This is a genomic window from Devosia sp. A369 (assembly GCF_054489345.1).
In genome coordinates this window covers 1-19,407 of the sequence record NZ_JBTMWV010000037.1, presented here as the reverse complement: position 1 = coordinate 19,407, position 19,407 = coordinate 1, and the positions used below count along the sequence as shown (strand labels likewise).

Annotated in this window: 20 protein-coding genes and 1 pseudogene; 3 read left to right on the top strand and 18 right to left on the bottom strand. The window is 61.7% G+C overall.

Going from position 1 to position 19,407, the window contains the following annotated elements:
* Positions 1-170 precede the first annotated feature (170 nt).
* The 11 genes from ACX3OZ_RS20250 to ACX3OZ_RS20200 form a co-directional block, all read right to left on the bottom strand.
* Positions 171-899 carry an LrgB family protein gene (locus ACX3OZ_RS20250; RefSeq protein WP_459105415.1) on the bottom strand — a complete coding sequence of 243 codons (729 nt, stop codon included), beginning with the start codon at positions 897-899 and terminating at the stop codon, positions 171-173.
* Positions 896-1,276 (bottom strand): CidA/LrgA family protein, encoded by a 381-nt coding sequence (locus ACX3OZ_RS20245; RefSeq protein WP_459105414.1) that lies wholly within the window; start codon positions 1,274-1,276, stop codon positions 896-898. The genes ACX3OZ_RS20250 and ACX3OZ_RS20245 overlap by 4 nt, the downstream gene beginning before the upstream one ends.
* Positions 1,277-1,302: 26 nt before the next feature.
* On the bottom strand, positions 1,303-2,538 hold the full coding sequence (locus ACX3OZ_RS20240) for a metal-dependent hydrolase family protein (protein WP_459105413.1): 1,236 nt from the start codon (positions 2,536-2,538) through the stop codon (positions 1,303-1,305).
* 24 nt (positions 2,539-2,562) lie between these two features.
* The gene (locus tag ACX3OZ_RS20235) at positions 2,563-3,537 is read right to left on the bottom strand and encodes an ABC transporter ATP-binding protein (protein ID WP_459105412.1); all 975 of its coding nucleotides are present in this window, start codon (positions 3,535-3,537) and stop codon (positions 2,563-2,565) included.
* Positions 3,527-4,531 (bottom strand): ABC transporter ATP-binding protein, encoded by a 1,005-nt coding sequence (locus ACX3OZ_RS20230; protein WP_459105411.1) that lies wholly within the window; start codon positions 4,529-4,531, stop codon positions 3,527-3,529. The genes ACX3OZ_RS20235 and ACX3OZ_RS20230 overlap by 11 nt, the downstream gene beginning before the upstream one ends.
* 53 nt (positions 4,532-4,584) lie before the next feature.
* The gene (locus ACX3OZ_RS20225) at positions 4,585-5,529 is read right to left on the bottom strand and encodes a succinylglutamate desuccinylase/aspartoacylase family protein (protein WP_459105410.1); all 945 of its coding nucleotides are present in this window, start codon (positions 5,527-5,529) and stop codon (positions 4,585-4,587) included.
* Positions 5,530-5,545: 16 nt separating this feature from the next.
* Positions 5,546-6,400 (bottom strand): ABC transporter permease, encoded by an 855-nt coding sequence (locus ACX3OZ_RS20220; RefSeq protein WP_459105409.1) that lies wholly within the window; start codon positions 6,398-6,400, stop codon positions 5,546-5,548.
* A 5-nt stretch (positions 6,401-6,405) separates the two neighbouring features.
* On the bottom strand, positions 6,406-7,386 hold the full coding sequence (locus ACX3OZ_RS20215) for an ABC transporter permease (protein WP_459105408.1): 981 nt from the start codon (positions 7,384-7,386) through the stop codon (positions 6,406-6,408).
* Between the two features lie 38 nt (positions 7,387-7,424).
* Positions 7,425-8,597 carry a M24 family metallopeptidase gene (locus tag ACX3OZ_RS20210; protein ID WP_459105407.1) on the bottom strand — a complete coding sequence of 391 codons (1,173 nt, stop codon included), beginning with the start codon at positions 8,595-8,597 and terminating at the stop codon, positions 7,425-7,427.
* Between the two features lie 65 nt (positions 8,598-8,662).
* Positions 8,663-10,198 (bottom strand): ABC transporter substrate-binding protein, encoded by a 1,536-nt coding sequence (locus ACX3OZ_RS20205; RefSeq protein ID WP_459105406.1) that lies wholly within the window; start codon positions 10,196-10,198, stop codon positions 8,663-8,665.
* 24 nt (positions 10,199-10,222) lie between these two features.
* Complete coding sequence (locus ACX3OZ_RS20200; RefSeq protein ID WP_459105405.1) at positions 10,223-11,269, bottom strand: GntR family transcriptional regulator; 1,047 nt, start codon at positions 11,267-11,269, stop codon at positions 10,223-10,225.
* A gap of 214 nt (positions 11,270-11,483) precedes the next feature.
* Between ACX3OZ_RS20200 and ACX3OZ_RS20195 the strand changes: the two genes are divergently transcribed.
* From ACX3OZ_RS20195 to ACX3OZ_RS20185, 3 genes are read left to right on the top strand one after another with little or no spacing between them, the layout of a single operon-like run.
* Entirely contained in the window at positions 11,484-12,464 is a 981-nt protein-coding gene (locus tag ACX3OZ_RS20195) for an aldo/keto reductase (protein WP_459105404.1), read from the top strand.
* 10 nt (positions 12,465-12,474) lie between these two features.
* Entirely contained in the window at positions 12,475-13,641 is a 1,167-nt protein-coding gene (locus tag ACX3OZ_RS20190; RefSeq protein ID WP_459105403.1) for a hypothetical protein, read from the top strand.
* 20 nt (positions 13,642-13,661) lie between these two features.
* Entirely contained in the window at positions 13,662-14,156 is a 495-nt protein-coding gene (locus ACX3OZ_RS20185) for a GAF domain-containing protein (protein ID WP_459105402.1), read from the top strand.
* An 8-nt stretch (positions 14,157-14,164) separates the two neighbouring features.
* Here the strand turns inward: ACX3OZ_RS20185 and trbI are convergent, their stop codons facing one another.
* From trbI to trbJ, 7 genes and pseudogenes are all read right to left on the bottom strand, one after another.
* The gene (trbI, locus tag ACX3OZ_RS20180) at positions 14,165-15,445 is read right to left on the bottom strand and encodes an IncP-type conjugal transfer protein TrbI (RefSeq protein WP_459105401.1); all 1,281 of its coding nucleotides are present in this window, start codon (positions 15,443-15,445) and stop codon (positions 14,165-14,167) included.
* A gap of 10 nt (positions 15,446-15,455) precedes the next feature.
* Positions 15,456-15,923 carry a conjugal transfer protein TrbH gene (gene trbH / locus ACX3OZ_RS20175; RefSeq protein ID WP_459105400.1) on the bottom strand — a complete coding sequence of 156 codons (468 nt, stop codon included), beginning with the start codon at positions 15,921-15,923 and terminating at the stop codon, positions 15,456-15,458.
* Entirely contained in the window at positions 15,920-16,747 is an 828-nt protein-coding gene (trbG, locus tag ACX3OZ_RS20170; RefSeq protein WP_459105399.1) for a P-type conjugative transfer protein TrbG, read from the bottom strand. Before trbG ends, trbH begins: the two co-directional genes overlap by 4 nt.
* Before the next feature lie 21 nt (positions 16,748-16,768).
* Entirely contained in the window at positions 16,769-17,431 is a 663-nt protein-coding gene (trbF, locus tag ACX3OZ_RS20165) for a conjugal transfer protein TrbF (RefSeq protein WP_459105398.1), read from the bottom strand.
* A gap of 27 nt (positions 17,432-17,458) precedes the next feature.
* Positions 17,459-18,634, bottom strand: coding sequence for a P-type conjugative transfer protein TrbL (gene trbL / locus ACX3OZ_RS20160; RefSeq protein ID WP_459105397.1), 1,176 nt, complete (start codon positions 18,632-18,634; stop codon positions 17,459-17,461).
* On the bottom strand, positions 18,631-18,816 hold the full coding sequence (locus ACX3OZ_RS20155; protein WP_459105396.1) for a TrbJ/VirB5 family protein: 186 nt from the start codon (positions 18,814-18,816) through the stop codon (positions 18,631-18,633). Before ACX3OZ_RS20155 ends, trbL begins: the two co-directional genes overlap by 4 nt.
* Positions 18,813-19,283 (bottom strand): annotated as a pseudogene (gene trbJ / locus ACX3OZ_RS20150) (P-type conjugative transfer protein TrbJ); the annotation flags it as partial. The gene ACX3OZ_RS20155 and the pseudogene trbJ, both read right to left, overlap by 4 nt.
* Positions 19,284-19,407 lie beyond the last annotated feature (124 nt).

The following is a 19,407-nucleotide window of genomic DNA, read 5'->3' as shown; positions in this document are numbered from 1 at the left end:
CCATGGCAAGTTCCTCTGGTTGAAGGGAACTCCATCGTCAGATCAGGTGCGGCTTGATCCCAAGTCTATAATGAAACCGCGACCACGCCGCACCCGCCCTCCCGCAAAGCGGGTTCGTGCATGGGGTCGGAAGCGGCCGGTCCGCAATGCGCCTTATTCCTGATTGCTGTTCACGAATGCACAATGTACTGAAAGATCGGGGGGACGAACATCGCTGTTGCTAGGCCGTTCAATGCCATTGCGAGTCCGGCAAACGTGCCGGCGATCTGGTCCACCTGAAAGGCCCTGGCCGTACCGATGCCGTGCGACGTGAGCCCGGCGGCGAAACCCCGCGCGGCATAGTCGGTAATCTTGAGCGCATCCATCAGTGGCGTGACGATTAACGCACCCAGAATGCCGGTGGCGATGACCAGCACGGCCGTGAGGCCCGGCTCGCCGTCGATCTCGCCCGCTATGCCGACCGCGATGCCGGCTGTCACCGATTTGGGGACCAGTGCCGCAATGATTTCGGAACTGGCACCGATCAGCAGGGCAATTCCGGTCGCCGACAGGATGGCGAAGGGCGCCCCAACCAGAAGCGTCACGATGATGGGCAGGGCCGAGGCCCGCACGAGGCTCCGGCTGCGATAGAGCGGCACCGCCAGCGCCACTGTTGCCGGGCCGAGAATGAAGTGAATGAACTGGGCGCCTCCGAAATAGAGTGCGTAGCTGGTGCCGGTCAGTTGCAAGACCACGGCCGTAACCACGATGGTGATCAGCACCGAGTTGACGGCGGCGTGGTAGCCACTGGCCTTGGCGATGCGCTGGGCGGCCAGAAATACCCCGATGGTCATGGTCAGCCACAGCAGCGGGCTTGTGGACAGATAGATCCAGAGGTCAAAATTGGGCGCTGTGCTCACAGTCGGTTCTCCCGGCGGGCAACGATGCGGCTTACGCCACGAAACACGCCAACAGACACGATCAGGGTCAGAACCGTTGATATCACCAGCGCCGCGACGAGGGCGAAGCCGTTGTCCAGGATGAGTTGGTAATGCTGGGAAATGCCGACCCCGGCCGGAATGAACACCAGGCCCAGATTGGCCAGAAGGCCATCGGCGACCTTGGCTACCTCCCCCTGCTCTGCCGCCTCAGGCCGGCTTAGCCGACCATGCACGACCAGAACGATGAACAGCAGTACAATGCCGATGACCGGGCCCGGAATCGGCAGGCCAAGGCCGCGGGCGATCACCTCGCCGACAAGCTGGCAGGCCAGCAAAACGAACAATCCCAGGAGCATGCAACACCTTCAATGCCTGCAGACGTTCAGCCCAGCTGGTGTTTGGCGAAGCGTCCGCGCGTCATGATGAAGGACATATGAGAGCCGTCGTCCTGCAGCAAGGAAAGGTCTTCCAGGGGATTGCCATCCACCACCAGAATGTCTGCGGAAGCCCCCTCGGCGATGACGCCCGCCTCCCCTTCAAGCCGGCACAGTCGCGCCCCGATTATGGTCGCGGACCGGATAATCTCCGCCGACGTCAGCACCTTGGCCAGCAGTTCAAATTCCATGCCGTGATATTTGCGCAGCTGCCCGAGCAAGTCCGAGCCGAATGCCATCGGCAGGCCCGCATCGCGCATCACTTCGAGCGAGCGCAGCCCGCCGCTGCGGACCACTTCGATCTTGGCAAATTCGGCCACACCCAGTCCCAGCGCTTCGCCTTCAATGGCCAGCGCGTCATAGGCCACCAACGTCGGCACGGCGATGCAGCCCTTTTCGGCCGCAGCGCGGGCCGTTTCGGGCTCGATCAGGTTGCAATGTTCCAGCGAATGCACGCCGAGTTCGACGCAGCGGGCGATAGCCTTGTCGGTATAGACATGAGCCGACACATAGAGCCCGGCATTTGCGGCCTCTTCCACCATGGCGGCGATTTCGTCGCGCGAATACTGGATCGAATGGATGGGGTCATTGGGCGAGGACACGCCGCCATTGGCCATCACCTTGATGAAGCTGGCGCCTTCCTTGATCATGGTGCGGCAGGCGGCGCGGACATTGTCGACGCCATCGACGATCAGCCCCATCGACCCGACGCGGTCGGAAAACAACCCCGGCCGATCATCGCTGCGCGAGCGCAGGTCGGCATGGCCACCGGTGGTGGTCAGACCCTTGCCGCAGATGACCAGGCGCGGGCCATCGATCAGACCCTCATCGACTGCCCGCACCAGCCCGTGATCGGCGCCGCCCAGATCGCGCAAGGTGGTGAAGCCGCGCAGCAGCGCCTCTTCCATGACGCGGGCAGATCGCAAGGTGGCCAGCGAAGATGGGGCAATCATGTTGCCCCACAGGTCGAGCGTTTCGGCGACGACATGCACATGGCAATCGATCAGCCCCGGCATCAGCGTGCGGCCGGCTAGCGCGATCTCGATCGTGCCCTCGGGCGCTGAAATGTCCGTCCCTACCGCCACGATACGATCGCCGGTCACCAGCACATCGAGGCCATCGCGCAGCATTCCGGCCTCCGCATCGAGAACGCGGCCGCCAGTGAAGAGATAGCTCGAAGTCATGTTCGGTCCTGAAAGCTCAAAAATCTACTTGTGATGGCAGGCGACGAGCCTGCCGTCATCACGCGCGGTTAGCTCGGGGTCGATGCGCTTGCACACGTCGGTTGCTAGCGGGCAGCGGGTGTGGAACGCGCAACCCGAGGGCTTGCGCGTCGCGCTCGGGATATCGTCGTTGTTGGCACTGAACTGGTGGCGATTGCGCGGATCTAGCGACGGCGCCGAGCGCATCAGCAGTTCGGTATAGGGATGGGTCGGCATGGCGAAAATCTTCGCCTTGGGCGCGATTTCGACAATCCGTCCCAGATACATCACCGCAACCCGATGCGAGATATATTCGACGACGCCGAGGTCATGCGACACCGCAAGATAGGAAACGCCGAGGTCCCGCTGCAGATCGCCCAGGAGGTTGAGGATCTGTGCCTGCACCGATACATCGAGCGCCGACACCGGCTCATCGCAGACGATCACATCCGGCTTGAGCGCCAGGGCGCGGGCAATGCCGATCCGCTGGCGCTGGCCGCCAGAAAACTGATGTGGGTAATTTTCGGCCTGGTCGAGACGCAGGCCCACCCGCTCCATCAGTTCGGCGACGCGATCCTTGCGCTCGGCCACGGTGCCGACCTTGTGGATGTCGAGTGGCGCGCGGATGATATCGCGAACCCGCTGGCGCGGATTGAGCGAGGAAAAGGGGTCCTGAAAGACGATCTGCATGCGGCGCCGATAGCTCTTGAGCTCGGTACGGCCAAAGCTCCGGATCGCCTGGCCGTCAAAATTGACCTGCCCGCCTGTCGGCTTGACCAGCCCCATCAGCGCGAGCCCCGTAGTGGACTTGCCGCAGCCGCTTTCGCCCACGAGGCTGAGCGTTTCGCCCCGCCCGAGCGTGAAGCTGACGCCATCGACGGCCTTGACGGCCCCGACCTGGCGCTGGAGTACCCCGGCGCGAATGGGAAAGTGGACCTGGAGATTGTCGACGCTCAGGAGCGGTCCGCTATCAGGCTGCATTATTATGCTCCCAGCAGGCGGCCCAATGGCCGGGCCGTTTTTCTTCAAAGGGTGGACGTTCCTCGAGGCATCGTGCCGAGGCATTGGGGCAACGCGGCGCAAAAGCACAGCCCGCAGGCAAGTCCCAAAGCGGGGGCACGGTGCCCGCGATATCGGCCAGGCGGTCGCCGGCATCGGCGGAAGCGCCGGGGCGCGGCACCGCGCCCATCAGGCCGATCGTATATGGATGGAAGGGGCGATCGAAGAGATCGAAAATGCTCGCCTCTTCGACGCGCCGACCGGCATACATCACGATGACGCGGTCGGCCACTTCCGACACCACGCCCAGATCGTGGGTGATGAGAATTTGCGCGGTTCCGAGCCGCTTCTGCAGGTCCGAGATCAGTCCCAGGATTTGGGCCTGGATGGTCACGTCCAGCGCCGTGGTCGGCTCGTCAGCAATGATGATCTTGGGGTCGCAGGCCAGCGCCAAGGCGATCATGGCGCGCTGACGCATACCGCCCGACAGCTCATGCGGATATTGTCCTGCCCGGCGCCGCGGGTCGGGCATCTGCACGAGTTGCAGCGCCTCGATGGCCCGCTCATTGGCTTGCTTGCGGGAGCATTTGCGGTGTTGGCGGACGGACTCGGCGATCTGCTCGCCGATCCGCATAACCGGGTTGAGGGCCGTCAGCGGTTCCTGGAAAATCATCGCGATCTGATCGCCACGGAAATCCTCAACCTGGTGGGGGCTCATGGCGAGGAAGTCCTCGCCATCGATCAGGATTTTGCCCGAGCTGACTTGGGCCGCCTCCGGTAGGAGGCGCAGCAACGCCAGTGCCGTCATCGATTTGCCGCAGCCGCTCTCGCCGACGATGCATAGCGTTTCGCCGGCTTTGACCGACAGGCTCATGTCGGAAACCACGGTGAACGACCCATTGGCGCCCCGGATCTGGATTTCCAGATCTGTGACCTGCAGGACGGGTGCCTCAGAGAAGGGGGGGTGGTCGCTCATCGTGTAGATTTCCTTGCCTTGTCTGCGCCGCCGGGGCGTCGCGATGCAAATCGTCAGTCGGTTGCGCCATCGAGATTGCCGACCATGTATGCATAGTCGCCGCTCTGAACGAGGTTGCGCGTCAGGTGCTGCATGATCATCACGCCATTGGCGAACGGGGTCTTGATCTCTTCGAGCACCTCGAAGTTGTAGGGGCTGACGACGCGGCCCAGCAGCTGGTCGCCCGTGATGACTTCGCCATTGGCGGGAGCTAGCGTCTCAATCCAACCGCCCTGGGTCGGACGCACGCCAGCCAGCTCGGTAACGACGATCTGCTTTGGATTGGGAACCACATCGCCCGGGATCACGCCTTTGGAGCGCAACATGTTGAGGATGCCATCGACAGTGCGCTTGAGATATGGCGTCTGGTCGATGATGCCGCCACCGAGCTCGATCACGGCGACAGGGATATTACGCTTGTCGATGGTCACGGACTTGGTGGTGCCGCCGAACACGGTGCCCTGCTTGGTCTCGACCGGGCGGTAGAGCAGCTTGGAGCCAAAGGCGCGCGACAGGTTCTCGTCATTCCAGATGTAGACATAGTCCACGGTCGGCCGGTCGGTACCGCTATGCAGGTCGATATGGACGTCGATGACGTTGAAATACTGCTCGGTCAGCGCATGAGCCAGCTGCTGGCTGTAGGTGCCGGTCGGGCTGCCGGGGAATTGGCGGTTGAGGTCGACCTTGTCGATCGTGTTGAAGCGTTCGTTGACCGCGAAAGCCTGGGGGTTGGCAACCGGCAGCAGCAGGATGCGGCCCTTGAGCGGCATGTCCTTGATGATGCGGAACAGCTCGAGAATAGCCTGCGATCCGGTGTTCTCGTTACCGTGGATCGAAGCGGAAATGCCGATCGTCGGACCGTCTTCTTCGCCGACCAGCTCATGGATGAACAGCACGCCATCGCTGCCATCGGCATTGGTGGTGAACTTCGGGCGAAGCTGATTGATGGACTTTACCATTCCAATTTTCCTTAAACTATTTGGCCTTGCCGGCCTTTGCCCCGCCGCGTGACAGCTGGCGTGGATCGAGAACGTCCCTCAGCCCATCGCCGAGGAGATTGAAGCCGAGAACGGTGAGCATGATGGTCGCGCCCGAAATGATCGACAGCAGCGGCGCGTCGCGCATGAACTTGGTGCCGTAAGCCAGCGTCCAGCCCCAAGTGGGGGTGGGCGGCGGCAGGCCAAAGCCGAGAAAGCTGAGCGCCGATTCCGAAATGATGGCGGTGCCGAGACCCAGCGAGGACAGCACGATGATCGGGCCGAGCGCATTGGGCATCACTTCCTTGAAGATGATGCGCGCCGGGCTCGCGCCCAGGGCACGGGCCGCCTGCACATAATTCTGCTCGCGCAGTACCAGCGTGGTAGAGCGCACGACCCGGGCATATTCGGTCCAAGCCACCACGATGATCGCGAAGGACACGTTGAGCACGCCCGGCCCCAGAACGGCGACGATTGCCAGCGCCAGAACGATAGCCGGGAAACCCAGAAACACGTCGGTGATGCGCATCAGGACTTGATCGACCCAGCCGCCGAAATAGCCCGCGACCAGACCCACCACGGTGCCGATCACCGCCGAGCAGACCACCGAGATAATGGCGATGGTGAGCGAGATGCGGGCGCCGAACACCAGACGTGACCACAGATCGCGGCCGAAATTGTCGGTGCCCAGCCAATGCTCGACCGATGGGCCAGCAAAGCGGTTGCGCATGTCCATCTGCTCGACGCCGTGGGTCGCCACATAGGGAGCGAAGATGGCGCAGAGAATGATCGCAAGGGAGATCACCAGCCCCACGACGAGGGAGATGTTCGAAAGAGCTTTAGGCAGACGCATTGATATCACCCGAGCCGGATACGCGGATCGACCGCTGCATAGAGGAGGTCGACCACCAGATTGACCAGCGCGAAGACGATGGCGAAGGTCAGCACGATGCCCTGAATGAGCGGCAGGTCACGCTGCGAGATGGCGGCGATGGTGAGCTGGCCAAGACCAGGCCAGGCAAAGATGGATTCGGTGATTACCGCGCCGCCCAGCAGCGCGCCGAAGCGAAGGCCAATGACGCTGAGCACCGGTAGCAGCGCGTTACGCAGGGCATGATGGATGACCACGCGACCCCGGCGCAGGCCCTTGGAATAGGCGGTACGCACGAAGTCTTCGCGCAGCACTTCGAGCATCGAAGCGCGTACCAGCCGCGAGATGATGGCCGCCGAATTGGCAGCCAGCGCCAGCGCCGGAAGCGCCATATGGGTCAGGGAATCCCACAGGACCTGCGGACGTCCGGTTAAGGCAGCCACAACCGCTTCATGCAGCGGCACGCCCCGGCCGATCGAGGGCAGCCAACCCAGTTGCACCGCAAACAGCAGCATCAGCAGCAGGCCCAGCCAATAGACCGGCATCGACACCCCAAGCTGGGCAAACAACATGGTGACCGTGTCGATCCACGACCCTTGACGGATCGCTGCCACGACGCCCAGCGTCAGCCCGATAAGGGTCGCCAGCAGCAGGGCCACCACGGCCAGCTCGATCGTCGCGCCCAGACGGCCGAAGATAATCTCGGAGACCGGCTGGTTCTGGAAGATTGAGCGCCCCATGTCGCCCTGCAGCAGCGCGGCCGAATAGTCCCAGAGGCGGATATACCAGGGATCGTTCAGGCCCAGCGTATTGCGCAGGTTGAGGATGGCTTCGGGCGTCGCATCCTGGCCGAGCAGCACGGAGGCCGGATCGCCGGGAATGAGCAGCAGCAGGCCGAAGGTGACGACAACCATGCCGATGGCCATGGGGATAAGCAGCAGAAGCCGGCGGAGGACATAGGCTACCATTGCGTCGACTCCTTTCTTGCGGTCAGGGGGTAAGGGGATCAGGCAATCACGATCTCGTCGAGTTTGCGTGGGAACTTGGTCAGGCTGTCGGGACCCGTTTCGGTCACCAGCACGGTATCGGCGAGGCGAAAGCCGCCGAGGCCCGGCACGTAGAGCGCCGGCTCGGACGAACACACCATGCCGGGGAGCAGCACCGTGTCGTCACCACTCTCGACCCAGGGCGGCTCATGGAACATCACGCCCATGCCGTGACCGACACGGTGCAGACAATACTGGCTCATGTTGGAGTCGCGGATAAAGGCGAGAGCCCGATCATCGACTGCGGCACAAGTCGCGCCGGCGACAAGGCCGGCCGTGCCGATGGCCTGAGCCTGCTGCGCGATGGTGTAGAATTTTTCCTGTTCCTTGCTAGGCTCACCCAGAATGAAGGTGCGCTCGCTCTCGGCGGCGCGGCCACCGACGCGGCAGCCCAGCGACAGGATCATGCTCTCGCCCCGTTGCGGACGATGGCCGGTGGGCATGCCATGGGGGAAAGCCGAGCGCTGGCCGGAATAGACCAGCCCGCCCGCTGTGCCCTGCACCAGCATGACATCCTCATGCTCGCGATACATGGTGTCGAGCGCGTGGCGAATGATGTGGGATTCGATCTCGATTTCGGTCGGCATCAGGCTGCCGGTGCGCAGCGCTTCGCCGATCAGGGCGACGCCCGCGCTCACCATGGAGTCCGAAATGCGCGCGGCCTCGCGCTGCAGCGCCAGTTCCTCGGGACGCTTGGTCAGCCGCATCTGCCCGACAATACCTGAAGCCACTACCCGGGCGTTGGGGAAGGCGGCGGCGATCTGGGGTACCCGCCCAAACGATATGCCGGGCGAATGGGCGATCACGCCCTTGAGGTCACCTAGCCTGCGCGCCAGCACGGAAAAGGGGCGATCGCGGCCGGGAAATTCGAAATACACCACCAGCTCGGCGGCAGTGTTCTGCTCGCTGGCGTGATGGCGCTCCAGTTCTGGCACTAGCAGATAGGCATCGGCCTGGGTCAGTGCGAACACCACCGGACGCTCGGTCGTGTAATGGGAAAAGCCGGTCGTATAGATGACGTCGTCATTTGAATCGAGCAGCAACACGTCGACGCCGGTTTCGGCCATTCGGGCGCGGATATCGCGATGCACCGATGCATAATAGTCGGCGCTCAGGCGCTGCGAAAACGTCATGACGTAGTCCTTCAATCAGGCAGGAGACCCGGCCAGCGCAGCGCGCCGGCCGGAAACCGTATAGTTTAGTCGTTGAAGCCGATCACGCCGCGCAAGTTGCCGCGCGGAGTGGCCTGAACTTCCACTGGAAGGTCCTTGGCGTAGAACATCTGGTAGCCCTGAGCCGAGGTGACGTAGTAGGGCAGCTCTTTAGCCAGGATCGTTGCAACCTTCTGGTAGGCTGCGACACGAGCCGGCGTTTCGAGGGTCGAGCGGGCTTCCTGCAGCAGTGCGTCGACTTCAGGATTGCTGTACCCACCCCAGTTGGACGGGCCGCCGGTGGTGAACTGGGCGAACATCAGGCGATCGGGATCGACGATGTTGAGCCAACCGAGCAGCGCGATCTGGTGCTTGCCCGCCTGTACGTAATTGGTCGAGAACGACGGCCAATCGGTAATCTGGGCTGTGGCCTTCACGCCGGCGCTTTCAAAGACGGCCTGCAGGAATTCCACGGTCTGTACGCGGTTGGGATCCTCGCTGTGGGTCGCGAGGGTGATCGCCAGGTCGGCGCCGTCTTTGTCGAGCGTGCCGTCGCCATTGCTGTCGGTCCAGCCTAGTTCGTTGAACAGCGCAACAGCGCCTTCAACGTCGAAGGTCGGCTGCGAGATGGTGTCGGTATAGGCCCACGAGGATGGCAGCAGGATCGAATGCGTGACCTGGTCGACGCCCTGATAGATGTCGCCGACGATGGTTTCCTGATCCACCAGCATGGCAAATGCTTGGCGCATCTTGGAGTCGGCCAGCATTGGGTCGTTGATGTTGAAGTTCAGGTAGTTGACGCCCAGACCAGCAATGATCGCATTGCCGAAGCGATCGTCGGCCGCGAGGCGTTCGATATCCTGGGGCGACAGCGGGGACTGGATGATGTCAAGATCGCCAGCTTCGAACGCCTGAGCGCGTGCCGAGTTGTCGCCGATGATCTTGATCTGAACGTTCTCGACTGCAGCTGTACCGCGCCAGTAGCTGTCATTGGCCTCAAGCACGATCTCGCTGCCGCGGTTCCACGACACCAGCTTCATTGGGCCGGCGCCGACCGGGTTCAGCGCGATGTCGGTGCCGCCTTCGGCCAGCGTCTTGGAGACGATGCCGATGTCGAGATAGCTTAGCAGCGGCGCATAGGGTGCGCTTAGCGTGAACTTGACGGTCTGCGCATCGACAGCTTCAACAGCCGAGATGGGCGAGTACAGCGCGCGCTGCGGCGCGTTGAATTCGGGGTCGATCAGCGTGGTGAAGGTGAACACGACGTCTTCAGCGGTCAGCGGGGAGCCGTCCGAGAAAGTTAGGCCTTCGCGCAGCTTGAAGATGAATGTGGTCGGTTCGGGATTTTCCCAGCTCTCGGCCAGGTCCGGCACCGCTTCCAGCGACGGAGTGATGTGGACGAGGCCCGAATGGATCAGGTCGGCAGCGCGCGAGGCCGTGCTGTCGCGGGTCAGGCGTGGGTCGAGCGTACCGGCGTCGACGTCGGCGCCAATCACGATGGTCTGGGCATCCTGCGCCATGGCCATAACAGGCATAAAGCTCAACGCCACAATGGCGCTGGTCGTCATCAGAAAGCTCTTCATTCCCTAATCCCTTGCTTGATTTGTCTATGCGGCCGGCTGGCTGACCAGATTGGCCGGATTGGTCGCAGCGGTCCCTTCCACTGCGGTTTCCTGCGTAACGCGCCGCTGCCGCAATGCGGTCAGATGCGGTACCAGCGAAGTGTCCAGCGCACCCGGATCGGGGGCGTGGCGGTATTCGAAACACTGCACATTGGCGCGTACCAGGTCGGCGACGTGGTCGGCGCCCGTGGCGTAGATCACCACGTCACAGGCGCCGATGACCTCTTGAAGGTCCGGCGCCGACGACCATGTGACCCGCACATCAGCAATATGGGGCGCGAATTCACGCACGCTTGGGCGCATGATCGCGATGTATTCTTGGAAGTGGGTGACAGCCGCGACGCGCTTGCGCGGATCGAGTCCGGCAAGGTTCTGTCTGGTCTGCTGGGAGGGGATAAAGCGCAGCCCCAGGACGTTCTCGACCCCGAGCACGCCACGCACTTCCCCCTCGCGATGCATGAAGGTCAGCACCAGGTCGGCCTGGATACAGGCGTCCCGCTCGGCACCGGCGCTGCGGATGCTATTGAGCGTCACAAGGCGGATGCTGTCATTGACGCCCAGCGCAGGCCGGATCTGCTCGACATAGTCGCGCCCCGGGCCCTCAAAAATGCAGACGAACACCAGACGGAGGCCCACGCTCGGCTGGCGCAAGTGAGCCTGTGCATTGATCATCGACACCAGCGCCATGGTGGACACACCGAGCGCCGCGGCCTTGCCGATGACCTTTTCGATATCGGCGCGTAGTGCGTTGATCGGCTGGTCCTGATCGGCTGCACCATTGTGTTCGCGGGCAATGAACGCACCGAGCCCCTGACGCATCTCGATCAGGCCCTCGTCGCGCAACTGTTGATAGACCTGACTGACCGTCATCGGCGCGATGCCAAGTTCCGCCGCTAGCTGCCGTACCGACTGCAGCTTGGTGCCATGCGCCAGGTCGCCGAATGCCAGCGTGTAGCTGAGCAAGCCATGCAGTTGCGTGCCCACCGGAACAGGCAGCGACTTGTCTATGCTTGAGGCATCAATCGGAAACATGCGTGTTCTACCGTGTCAGTACACCTCAACCGTAACAGCTGGTTTGCCATGCGCAATAGGGATTGGAGTTTTTTTGCACATAGTTTGCATTCGCTGCAAATGTGTGCAGAAATGCACGAAATTCAGCCATTCCCTGCGCAAATTCAGCATGAATCGGCAAAAGCCGCGTTGGAAAGCTCGGCCAAACTTCGTACAAATTCGACAAGGTGTTCTAATGGAATATAGCAACCTCGGCCGTACCGGTCTGAAGATCTCGCGACTGGCACTGGGTTGCATGACCTTCGGCTCATCCAAATGGGCGCCCTGGGTGCTTGACGAAGAAGCGTCGCGCCCGATCATCAAGAAAGCCGTTGATCTGGGAATTAATTTCTTCGATCTGGCCGACATGTATTCTGCCGGTGCCAGCGAGGAAGTGGTGGGGCGCGTGCTCTCGCCCCTGCCCCGCCACAAGCTGGTGCTGGCCACCAAGCTCTATAACCCCATGAGCCAGGACCCCAATGATCGGGGCCTGTCGCGCAAGCACATCTTCGAAGCGGTCGATGGCAGCCTGAAGCGCTTGGGCACCGACTATATTGACCTCTATCAACTGCACCGTTTCGACTATGAGACCCCGCTCGAGGAAACCCTCGATGCCCTCAACGACGTCGTGCGCGCCGGCAAGGTGCGCTACCTTGGCGCTTCCTCCATGCATGCATGGCAGTTCATGAAGGCCCTCGGCATGCAGCGGGCCAATGGCTGGGCGCCCTTCGTGTCAATGCAGCCGCATTACAACCTGATCTATCGCGAGGAAGAGCGCGAAATGCTGCCGCTCTGCCGCGAAGAAGGCATTGGCGTCATTCCCTGGAGCCCCCTCGCCCGCGGCCGTCTGGCTGGCCGCACCGGCAATGCGGCAGCCGCCACCACGCGCTCGCAGACCGACAAGACCGCCGGCGCGCTCTATGACCGCTCGCAGCAGCAGGACGATGCCGTTGTCGCCGCTGTGCGTATTGTCGCCGAACGACATGGCCGCCCGCCCGCGCAGATCGCCTATGCCTGGGTTGCCTCGCGTCCGGGCATCACCGCCCCCATCGTCGGCATTTCCAAGCTGCACCAGTTTGACGACGCCGTGGCCGCCCTTGAGGTCAAGCTCAGCGACGAGGACGTCGCCCTGATGGAAGCGCCCTACCACCCCAAGCCGGTTGCCGGTCACGTCTAGGAACATCACCATGAAACTTGGCAAGGAACTGGCTGAGCTTATCGCTGGTATAGACCTGCTCTATCGCAACACGCCCCGCAGCGATGGCTTTCTCGACAAGGAAGGACTGATCCCCGTCGCCATCGGCCCGGTGGAGCCAACCCCGCTGGCCAATTACGGCGAGGCCGTTGCCCGGCTCGAAGCGCTGCGCGACCGCCTGCCGGCGGAAGCAGAGAGCCCGTTGCGGCACGACTACATCGCCGAGATGATCGATTCGCTGCTGGCGCTCGTCACCACGTTCGAGGAAAAGCCGATCAATTTTGCCGATCGCGTGGCGCGCCAGATACGCGTCACTACCACGCTGGTGCCCGACGAGGAACTGGAGGGCTATCGTACGACCATCCGCGAAAAGCTCGACGAACTGGGCTTTTCCAGTGGCTCGCTCGACGCCGATTTTGCGCGTTGGGAACAGCAGGCACGGGTACCCGTCGATGGGGTGCTCAGCACCCTGTCAGACCTGATCGTCGAAGCCCGTACACGCGTCGCCGCGACCATGTATCCGTCCATGGCGAATGAGTGGATGGAACCGGCTGGCGTTACCGCAGTGCCCTTCTCGGCCTATTGCGATTATCCGACGCGCAAGGTGCTGCTCAATCTCGACTTCCCCTATACCCGCTTCTCGCTCAAGCATTTGGCCACCCACGAAGTGTTCCCGGGTCACTTGGTTCACATGGGGCTGCGCGAACGCCACGTCGCTGATGGCACCATGCCGCTCGATGCCGCCCAGGTCGTCACCAGTTCGGCCAGCAGTGCCCTGTTTGAAGGCATTGCCGACAACGGCATGTTCTTCCTCGATTGGGTCAACGGCCCCGAGGATGAGCTTGGCGTTGCCCTCCAGCGTCTGCGCAGCGCCTTGCGCTGCAACGCCGCGTGGATGATGCATGAGCAGGGCATGTCGCTCGACGAGATCGTGCTGATCATTGCTGCCAAGGGCTTCCAGGACCCTGTCACCGCCCGCTCCCGTCTGGCTTTCCTCAGCCACAACCTGCGGGCGCCCTTCGTCTACGCCTATTACGGTGGCGACATGGCCGTGCACGAGGTCTGGAGCACGGTGCCCCCCGAACGGCGCGCAGAGTTCTGGACCTACCTTTACGGCAACATGCACACGCCCAGCACGCTCAAGAAATACTGGGCTTGAGTGCGCAGCAAGACATTTTGATGAACACGCACCTCGACGCCATCGCGTCTTTCGATACCGCCATTGCGCAGGCCAAAAGCGCCGACCAGGCCTACCTGGCTCTTCAGGAACTGGTGCGCGCGACCGTGGGCGCCAAGCTGTTTACCGTGATGGTCGTGGACATGGAACATGACCTCAGCCGTCGCGCTTACACCAGTGATCCGGTGAATTATCCAACCTCGGGTACCAAGCCGATAAACTACGGCCCTTGGTTCGACACGGTGCACACGCAACGCGCATATTTCGTCGCCAACACGATCGAAGACATGTCGAAGGTACTTTTCGACCACGAGCTGATCAACGAACTCGGGTGCCAGTCGATCATCAACATGCCGGTGATAATCGGAGACACCCTGATTGCCGTGGTGAACATTCTGAACGTCGCCGGATACTACACGTCCGAACGCGTGGAACTGGTGCGGCAGGTAATATCGGTCCCTGCCAAACTGGCGGTACTCGCGGCAAGGCAGGGCTAGGTGTTTGATCAAAATGGACCCGGGAAAACCATGTCCTGGTCTACCAACACATTGAACAAGTATCCCGGCCGGATTTCCAATGTTGGCTGAACCTCCATGTTCTGACCAATAGTGCGGTCTGCGACTTCGCTGAAAGTTTCTGCAAATGATCGCCGAGCGGCATCTGTGGCGCTGTTGTCTGCTGAGCCTCGGTCATCCGGAAGGGCCATGTCGATGCCTGCGCCGATAGCAGCCACTAGGATCGCGGATCCAAACACCTCGAAATAGTGGTTGTCGACTTGATCGGAGAAACCGCCATACCCCTGCATGTCTGCGCCCGCCATGCCGCCGATCTGAAGCGTTGAGCCGTTTGGAAAAACGATGTCCGTCCAGATCACCAGCGCCCGGCGCTGTCCAAACGTGATTTTGGAATCGTAGCGGCCGAAGAGCCGAGTCCCCTGTGGAATAAGGACGTGGTGTCCCGTTGCGCTGTCATAGACGTGCTGGCTGACCTGGGCGATGATCCGCCCCGGAAGGTCGGAATTAACGCCCGTGATCAAGGTCGCGGGAATAACCGAGCCCCGCTTTAGCTCATAGGGCGAAATCGGTGCCACGACCTGATTGGGCAGATATCCCAGATCCTTGAGATCCTGATTGAAAAAGCTCTCCTTGGCAGCCTGACCATTGGGATCGACGTTCTCTTGCCCGGCTCCCTGCAACGATGCGGCATAGAGGCCCGCAAGATCAGGGCGCCCTGCCCCGGGTGCGGTAGGGTTTGATGGTTCGCCGTTGCCGACTGCTAGGTGCTTGAGATTGACGGCAATAGGGGAGTCCTGTGCCGCTTGGTCGGCCTGCAAACTGGCCATCCTTTGCCGATGCAGTTCGCGCAGCATCTGCTCCTCCTGCTCCCGATGCAGTCGTGCCCGCCAATCCTCCTCGGCTTCCACGACTGGGCCAGTCGGCATTGGGGATGCTGCTGGCGGCGCTGGCTGGAAAGGATTTGCCGCTGGAACAACAGGCGTGGGCTCTGGTTGCACGCGGATGGGCTCGGGTCGCGGTGCCTCGATGACCCCGTCGGGTATGCCCTGTTTGAGACGGTCCCCGAAGCTGCTGGCGGGCAGTCCATTGGTGGCATCGAGTCCCCGCCCTCCTGGTCCATAGATGCCCCTCGTTGAAATCCCATAGATGATGACCACCAAAAAGATCACGGTGAGCGCAATGGCGATGATGACTGGGACGCGATTGAGGCGACGGACCTTGGGGCCAGCGGTGTCCTCTCGCGGTTTCGGCGAGATATCGAGCGATGCCATTGCTGCCTCCCTAGCCGCGTTGCAGAACCGATAGCGGACTCACTGGGGTCGCGCCGTTATTGGTCAGCGAATAGGCGCGACCGAGGTCGGCGGTGTTGGTCGAAAGGCGCGCAAGCACGCTGCCCTCGAATACGTCGATCACATAGGCGACAGGTATGATGGTCTCGCCATCGGTCTTCTGATCAACCGCAACCGCATATCCCCAGTTCCGCAATGACGTTTCCAGGGCGAGGGCAAAGGCTGAGTCGTCGGGCTGGAGTGAAACCGTGCCGGTGCCGGGGCCGACGATTTCAGCGAGACGCCCGACCAGATCCTCGGCGATCACAGCCGCAGCTGCCGCGGATACTTGTGCATGATCGGTACTGACCAGGACGCTAGAGGTGCCGAGACCGAAGGTCTGGCAGCCGGCCAGGCTCGTTGCCAGACCCACCAAAACGAGCATCTGCCGTGCGAAAACGAACTGCGCGATCTTTTTCATTGTCCCCGCCGAATGGTAATTTTCTGCTGCCGGTTACCGACGCCCGATACGAGCACGGCATGGTCGATGAGGTAGTCGACGACCATCATGTTGTTCTGCAGTCGATAATTGACGATCCGGTTCTCGCCGCCGGAGATGACAAACACGACGGGCGCATCACTGCCGGCAAGCGCCGAGGGAAATTGAATGTAGGTCTTGAGCCCGTCGGTATAGATGCGGGTGGGCTTCCACCGGGCGGCGCCCTCGGTGCGGAATCCGAAATCAAGATTCTCGGCAGGGACCCCTGCCCCACCGATGATGTTGGCTTCCATCCGCTGGTTGATTTCGTCGAGCTTGACCGCAACGTCGTCGGGATATTCGAAGCCCACCCGGGCCATGTAGTCGGCGTGATGAGACTTGAGACGGATGTGGTAGGTGCGTCGCGAGGTGGTCACCACCATAGAGGTTTCGATGCCAGGCTCCGACGGCTTGACGATCAGATGCACCGCCTGAGCACTGGCCGCTCCAGAGGTGGCTGGCTCGACCTTCCAGCGGCCGCTGTCGCCGACCAACACGTCCCGGACGACTTCGCCGGGCTGCAATTCGATGTCGCAGACCTGAAGGGGCGAGCAGACGACCGATGGCTGCACTTCCCCATAGAGGAACACAACCTTGCCGTCTGGCCCGTGCGTGACGAGACCTTCGCCGTGTTGCCACTGGCCGGACAGGCTCGTGCCTTTGGTCTCATTGGCAGTCATGGCCTGCCCCAGGGCCACATTTGACGTGAGGAACAAGCAGGCGAGCGACACGAGGATGCGGGCGTGGCGCTGTCGGACTGATGTCATGGCAAAAAAACTTGGATAAGATCACAGCTGTGCCGTCCAATCGAAGTCGCGGATGTAAAGGCCGATGGGGTTGAGGCGAATGGTGGCCTCATCCAGCGGTGGGGAGAGCGTTACGGTCGCGATGCCGCGAAAGCGCCTGGCCGCGAGTTCCTTGCCCTGTCGGTCGCGCTCGAACTCGGTCCAGTCGATCTGGTACGACTGGTTGGAGAGCGCCACCACATTGTTGATTTCGACGGAGACAGTGACAGTCCGGGCGCGCTCAAATGGATTTGCACCCCGGAACCAGGCATTCACCTTTTCGGTGGACGGGTCGGTGGTCCGCAGCAGGGCATAGGTGCGGTCGATGTATTGCTTTTGGACGACGGCATCGGGCGTGATCGACTTGAACCCGGCGACAAAGCCGCCAAGCATGGATCGCACCACCCGCGGGTCTGCATACTCGATTTGCTCGGGGAAACCCGCCAACGCTGGGGTTCCTAACCGATCGACTTCGACGATGTAGGGTACCAGCTTGACCTGAGTACTCTGAAAGAGCGCATAGCCGATCCCGATCAGGGCCATGACTAGCGAGATGACGGCGACCAGACGCCAGCTGTTGGCAGCTCGGACGAAGCCACCATAACGCTCGTTCCACTCGAGTCGCGCGGCAAGGTAGGGATTGTCTGGGGGCATATGCTTGGGCATGGGAATTGCTCGATGCTCCGGCGCGCCTTACGGCTTGCCGGCTTTTTGGCCGTTGGAAGAGGGGTTTGCACGGGCGTCGCTGGCTGCGAGTTTGGCATTCGCCAGGCCCATGGTGGTGGTGCCGAAGCTTCCCGGTCCGCCAATGGCCTGGTCCTTGACCGCCGAGGCAGTCGCGGCAAGTCCCCGCATGGCGGTCGATGCCATTGCTGCCGATCCGGCCGCGGCAGCACCTGTAAAGCCGCCCTTTTCAAAGGCACCAGCTGCGGCGCGGCCGCCAGCGCCCATTGCGGTTGCACCCATGGCGGCAACGCCGGCACCAAACTGCGTGGAACCAAAGGTTGGGCGTAGTGTCTCGCCGCCATTGGTGACCGAAACACCCTGGATAACGCCCTGGATGATGGCGGGCACATAGATCGAGATCATGAACACGACGACTGCAATGCCGGCAATAGCGAGCGAGGTCAGGAACTTGTCGTCACTCGAGCTGGCATCGGCCATCTCAATCAGTACCTCTGAGCCAATGCGGGCGATCATGACGAGCGCCATCAGCTTCATGCCAACGCTGAAGGCATAGACTAGGTAACGAACGGCGAAATCCTTGGTGAAGCTCGAACCGCCCAGGCCCAGCATGATCATGCCGGCGAGTAGGCCTACATACATTTCCACCATCACGGCGACGAAGATGGCAGCAACCAAGGCAAAGCAGATAACCACGACGATCATCGCAAACACCGCCGCGATCGCGAGGGCATTGTCCTCAAACAGGCCAAAGCGAACGTCTTCGCTCATTTGCGCGGCGACCCGCATGCCGGCGTTGAACACGTCCGCCGGAGAAGCTGACCCGCTCCCTGCCCCGATCTGAAACAGACTATCGACCACGGCTTGAGCAAAGGCAGGGCCTTGCTCGAGCACAAAGACAAAGAAGCCGATGAAAAGGATGCGTCGGACGAGTTCGCCAAACCAATTGTCGAGTGAAGCGCCTTGAATCGCCAGCCACACTGCGGCGATACCGACTTCAATTCCGGCAAGGATCCAGAACAGAGATCGCGCCGCCTGCATGACAGTCGTCTGCCATCCAGAAGCGGCAGCGTGAGCTGCGTTGTCGATGTTGGTAAGTATGTCGCCGGCCTGACCAAAGGCGGGGGCCGTAACGGTCAGACCGATGAGTACAGCGAGTGTGGCGCGAGCCAATATCCGTGTCAAAACCTTGGCCTCATCTGCTGGCCGCCCGATGTGGGGTATTCCTTCTCGAGCGCGGTAGCGCCGAGAGGCTGCTGTTTGCGGTCATTCGGAACACCTGCAGGCGCTGAGATGATGACGTAAGCCATGCCAAAGACCGCGATGACGATCACAGCACAAATGCCGAAAACGAGAAATAACCTCAAAATCGCGGCTCCATTTGCTGACCACCGGAGGTGGGATAGCTGCCAGGTGCACTGAAAAAATCTTCGCGTCGGGTCTGGGATAGATCCTGGGCGGCCTGTTCGGACTGGTACCAGGTGCCCATCATCGTCATCTGCTGGGACACCAGCCCTCGCAGCTTTTGCATCTGCGCGACCTGCTGGGTGGCTATCTGGTGACCGACCTGCAGGGCCTGCATCTGGCCCACAGACGTGCCGGACATCGTCCGCAATCGGCCCATGGTCGCTTCCTCCGACGAGAATTGTTCTGCTGTCAGGTTCGCAGCCTTGAGAGTGCCCCCGATCGTGTCGCGGGTGGTGTCGGACCAGCTTTGATACGCGGATGAAAAATCCTCACCGGAGAGGGGATCGTCCTTCAGTTGTGCGTAGCTCTGGAATCGCTGCCGCAAAACGTCGTCGAGATTGCCCATCGAGAAGGCGATCCCCTGCCCTGTCAACGGCGGAGTAAAATCCGGCCATTAGGCGGAGCAAGACCAGGCCACCTTTGGCGCGCGCATGAGACCGCCGGGAGGGCATAGCCCGAGCGGGGGTCTCATGTGCGCGTGCGATTTTTGA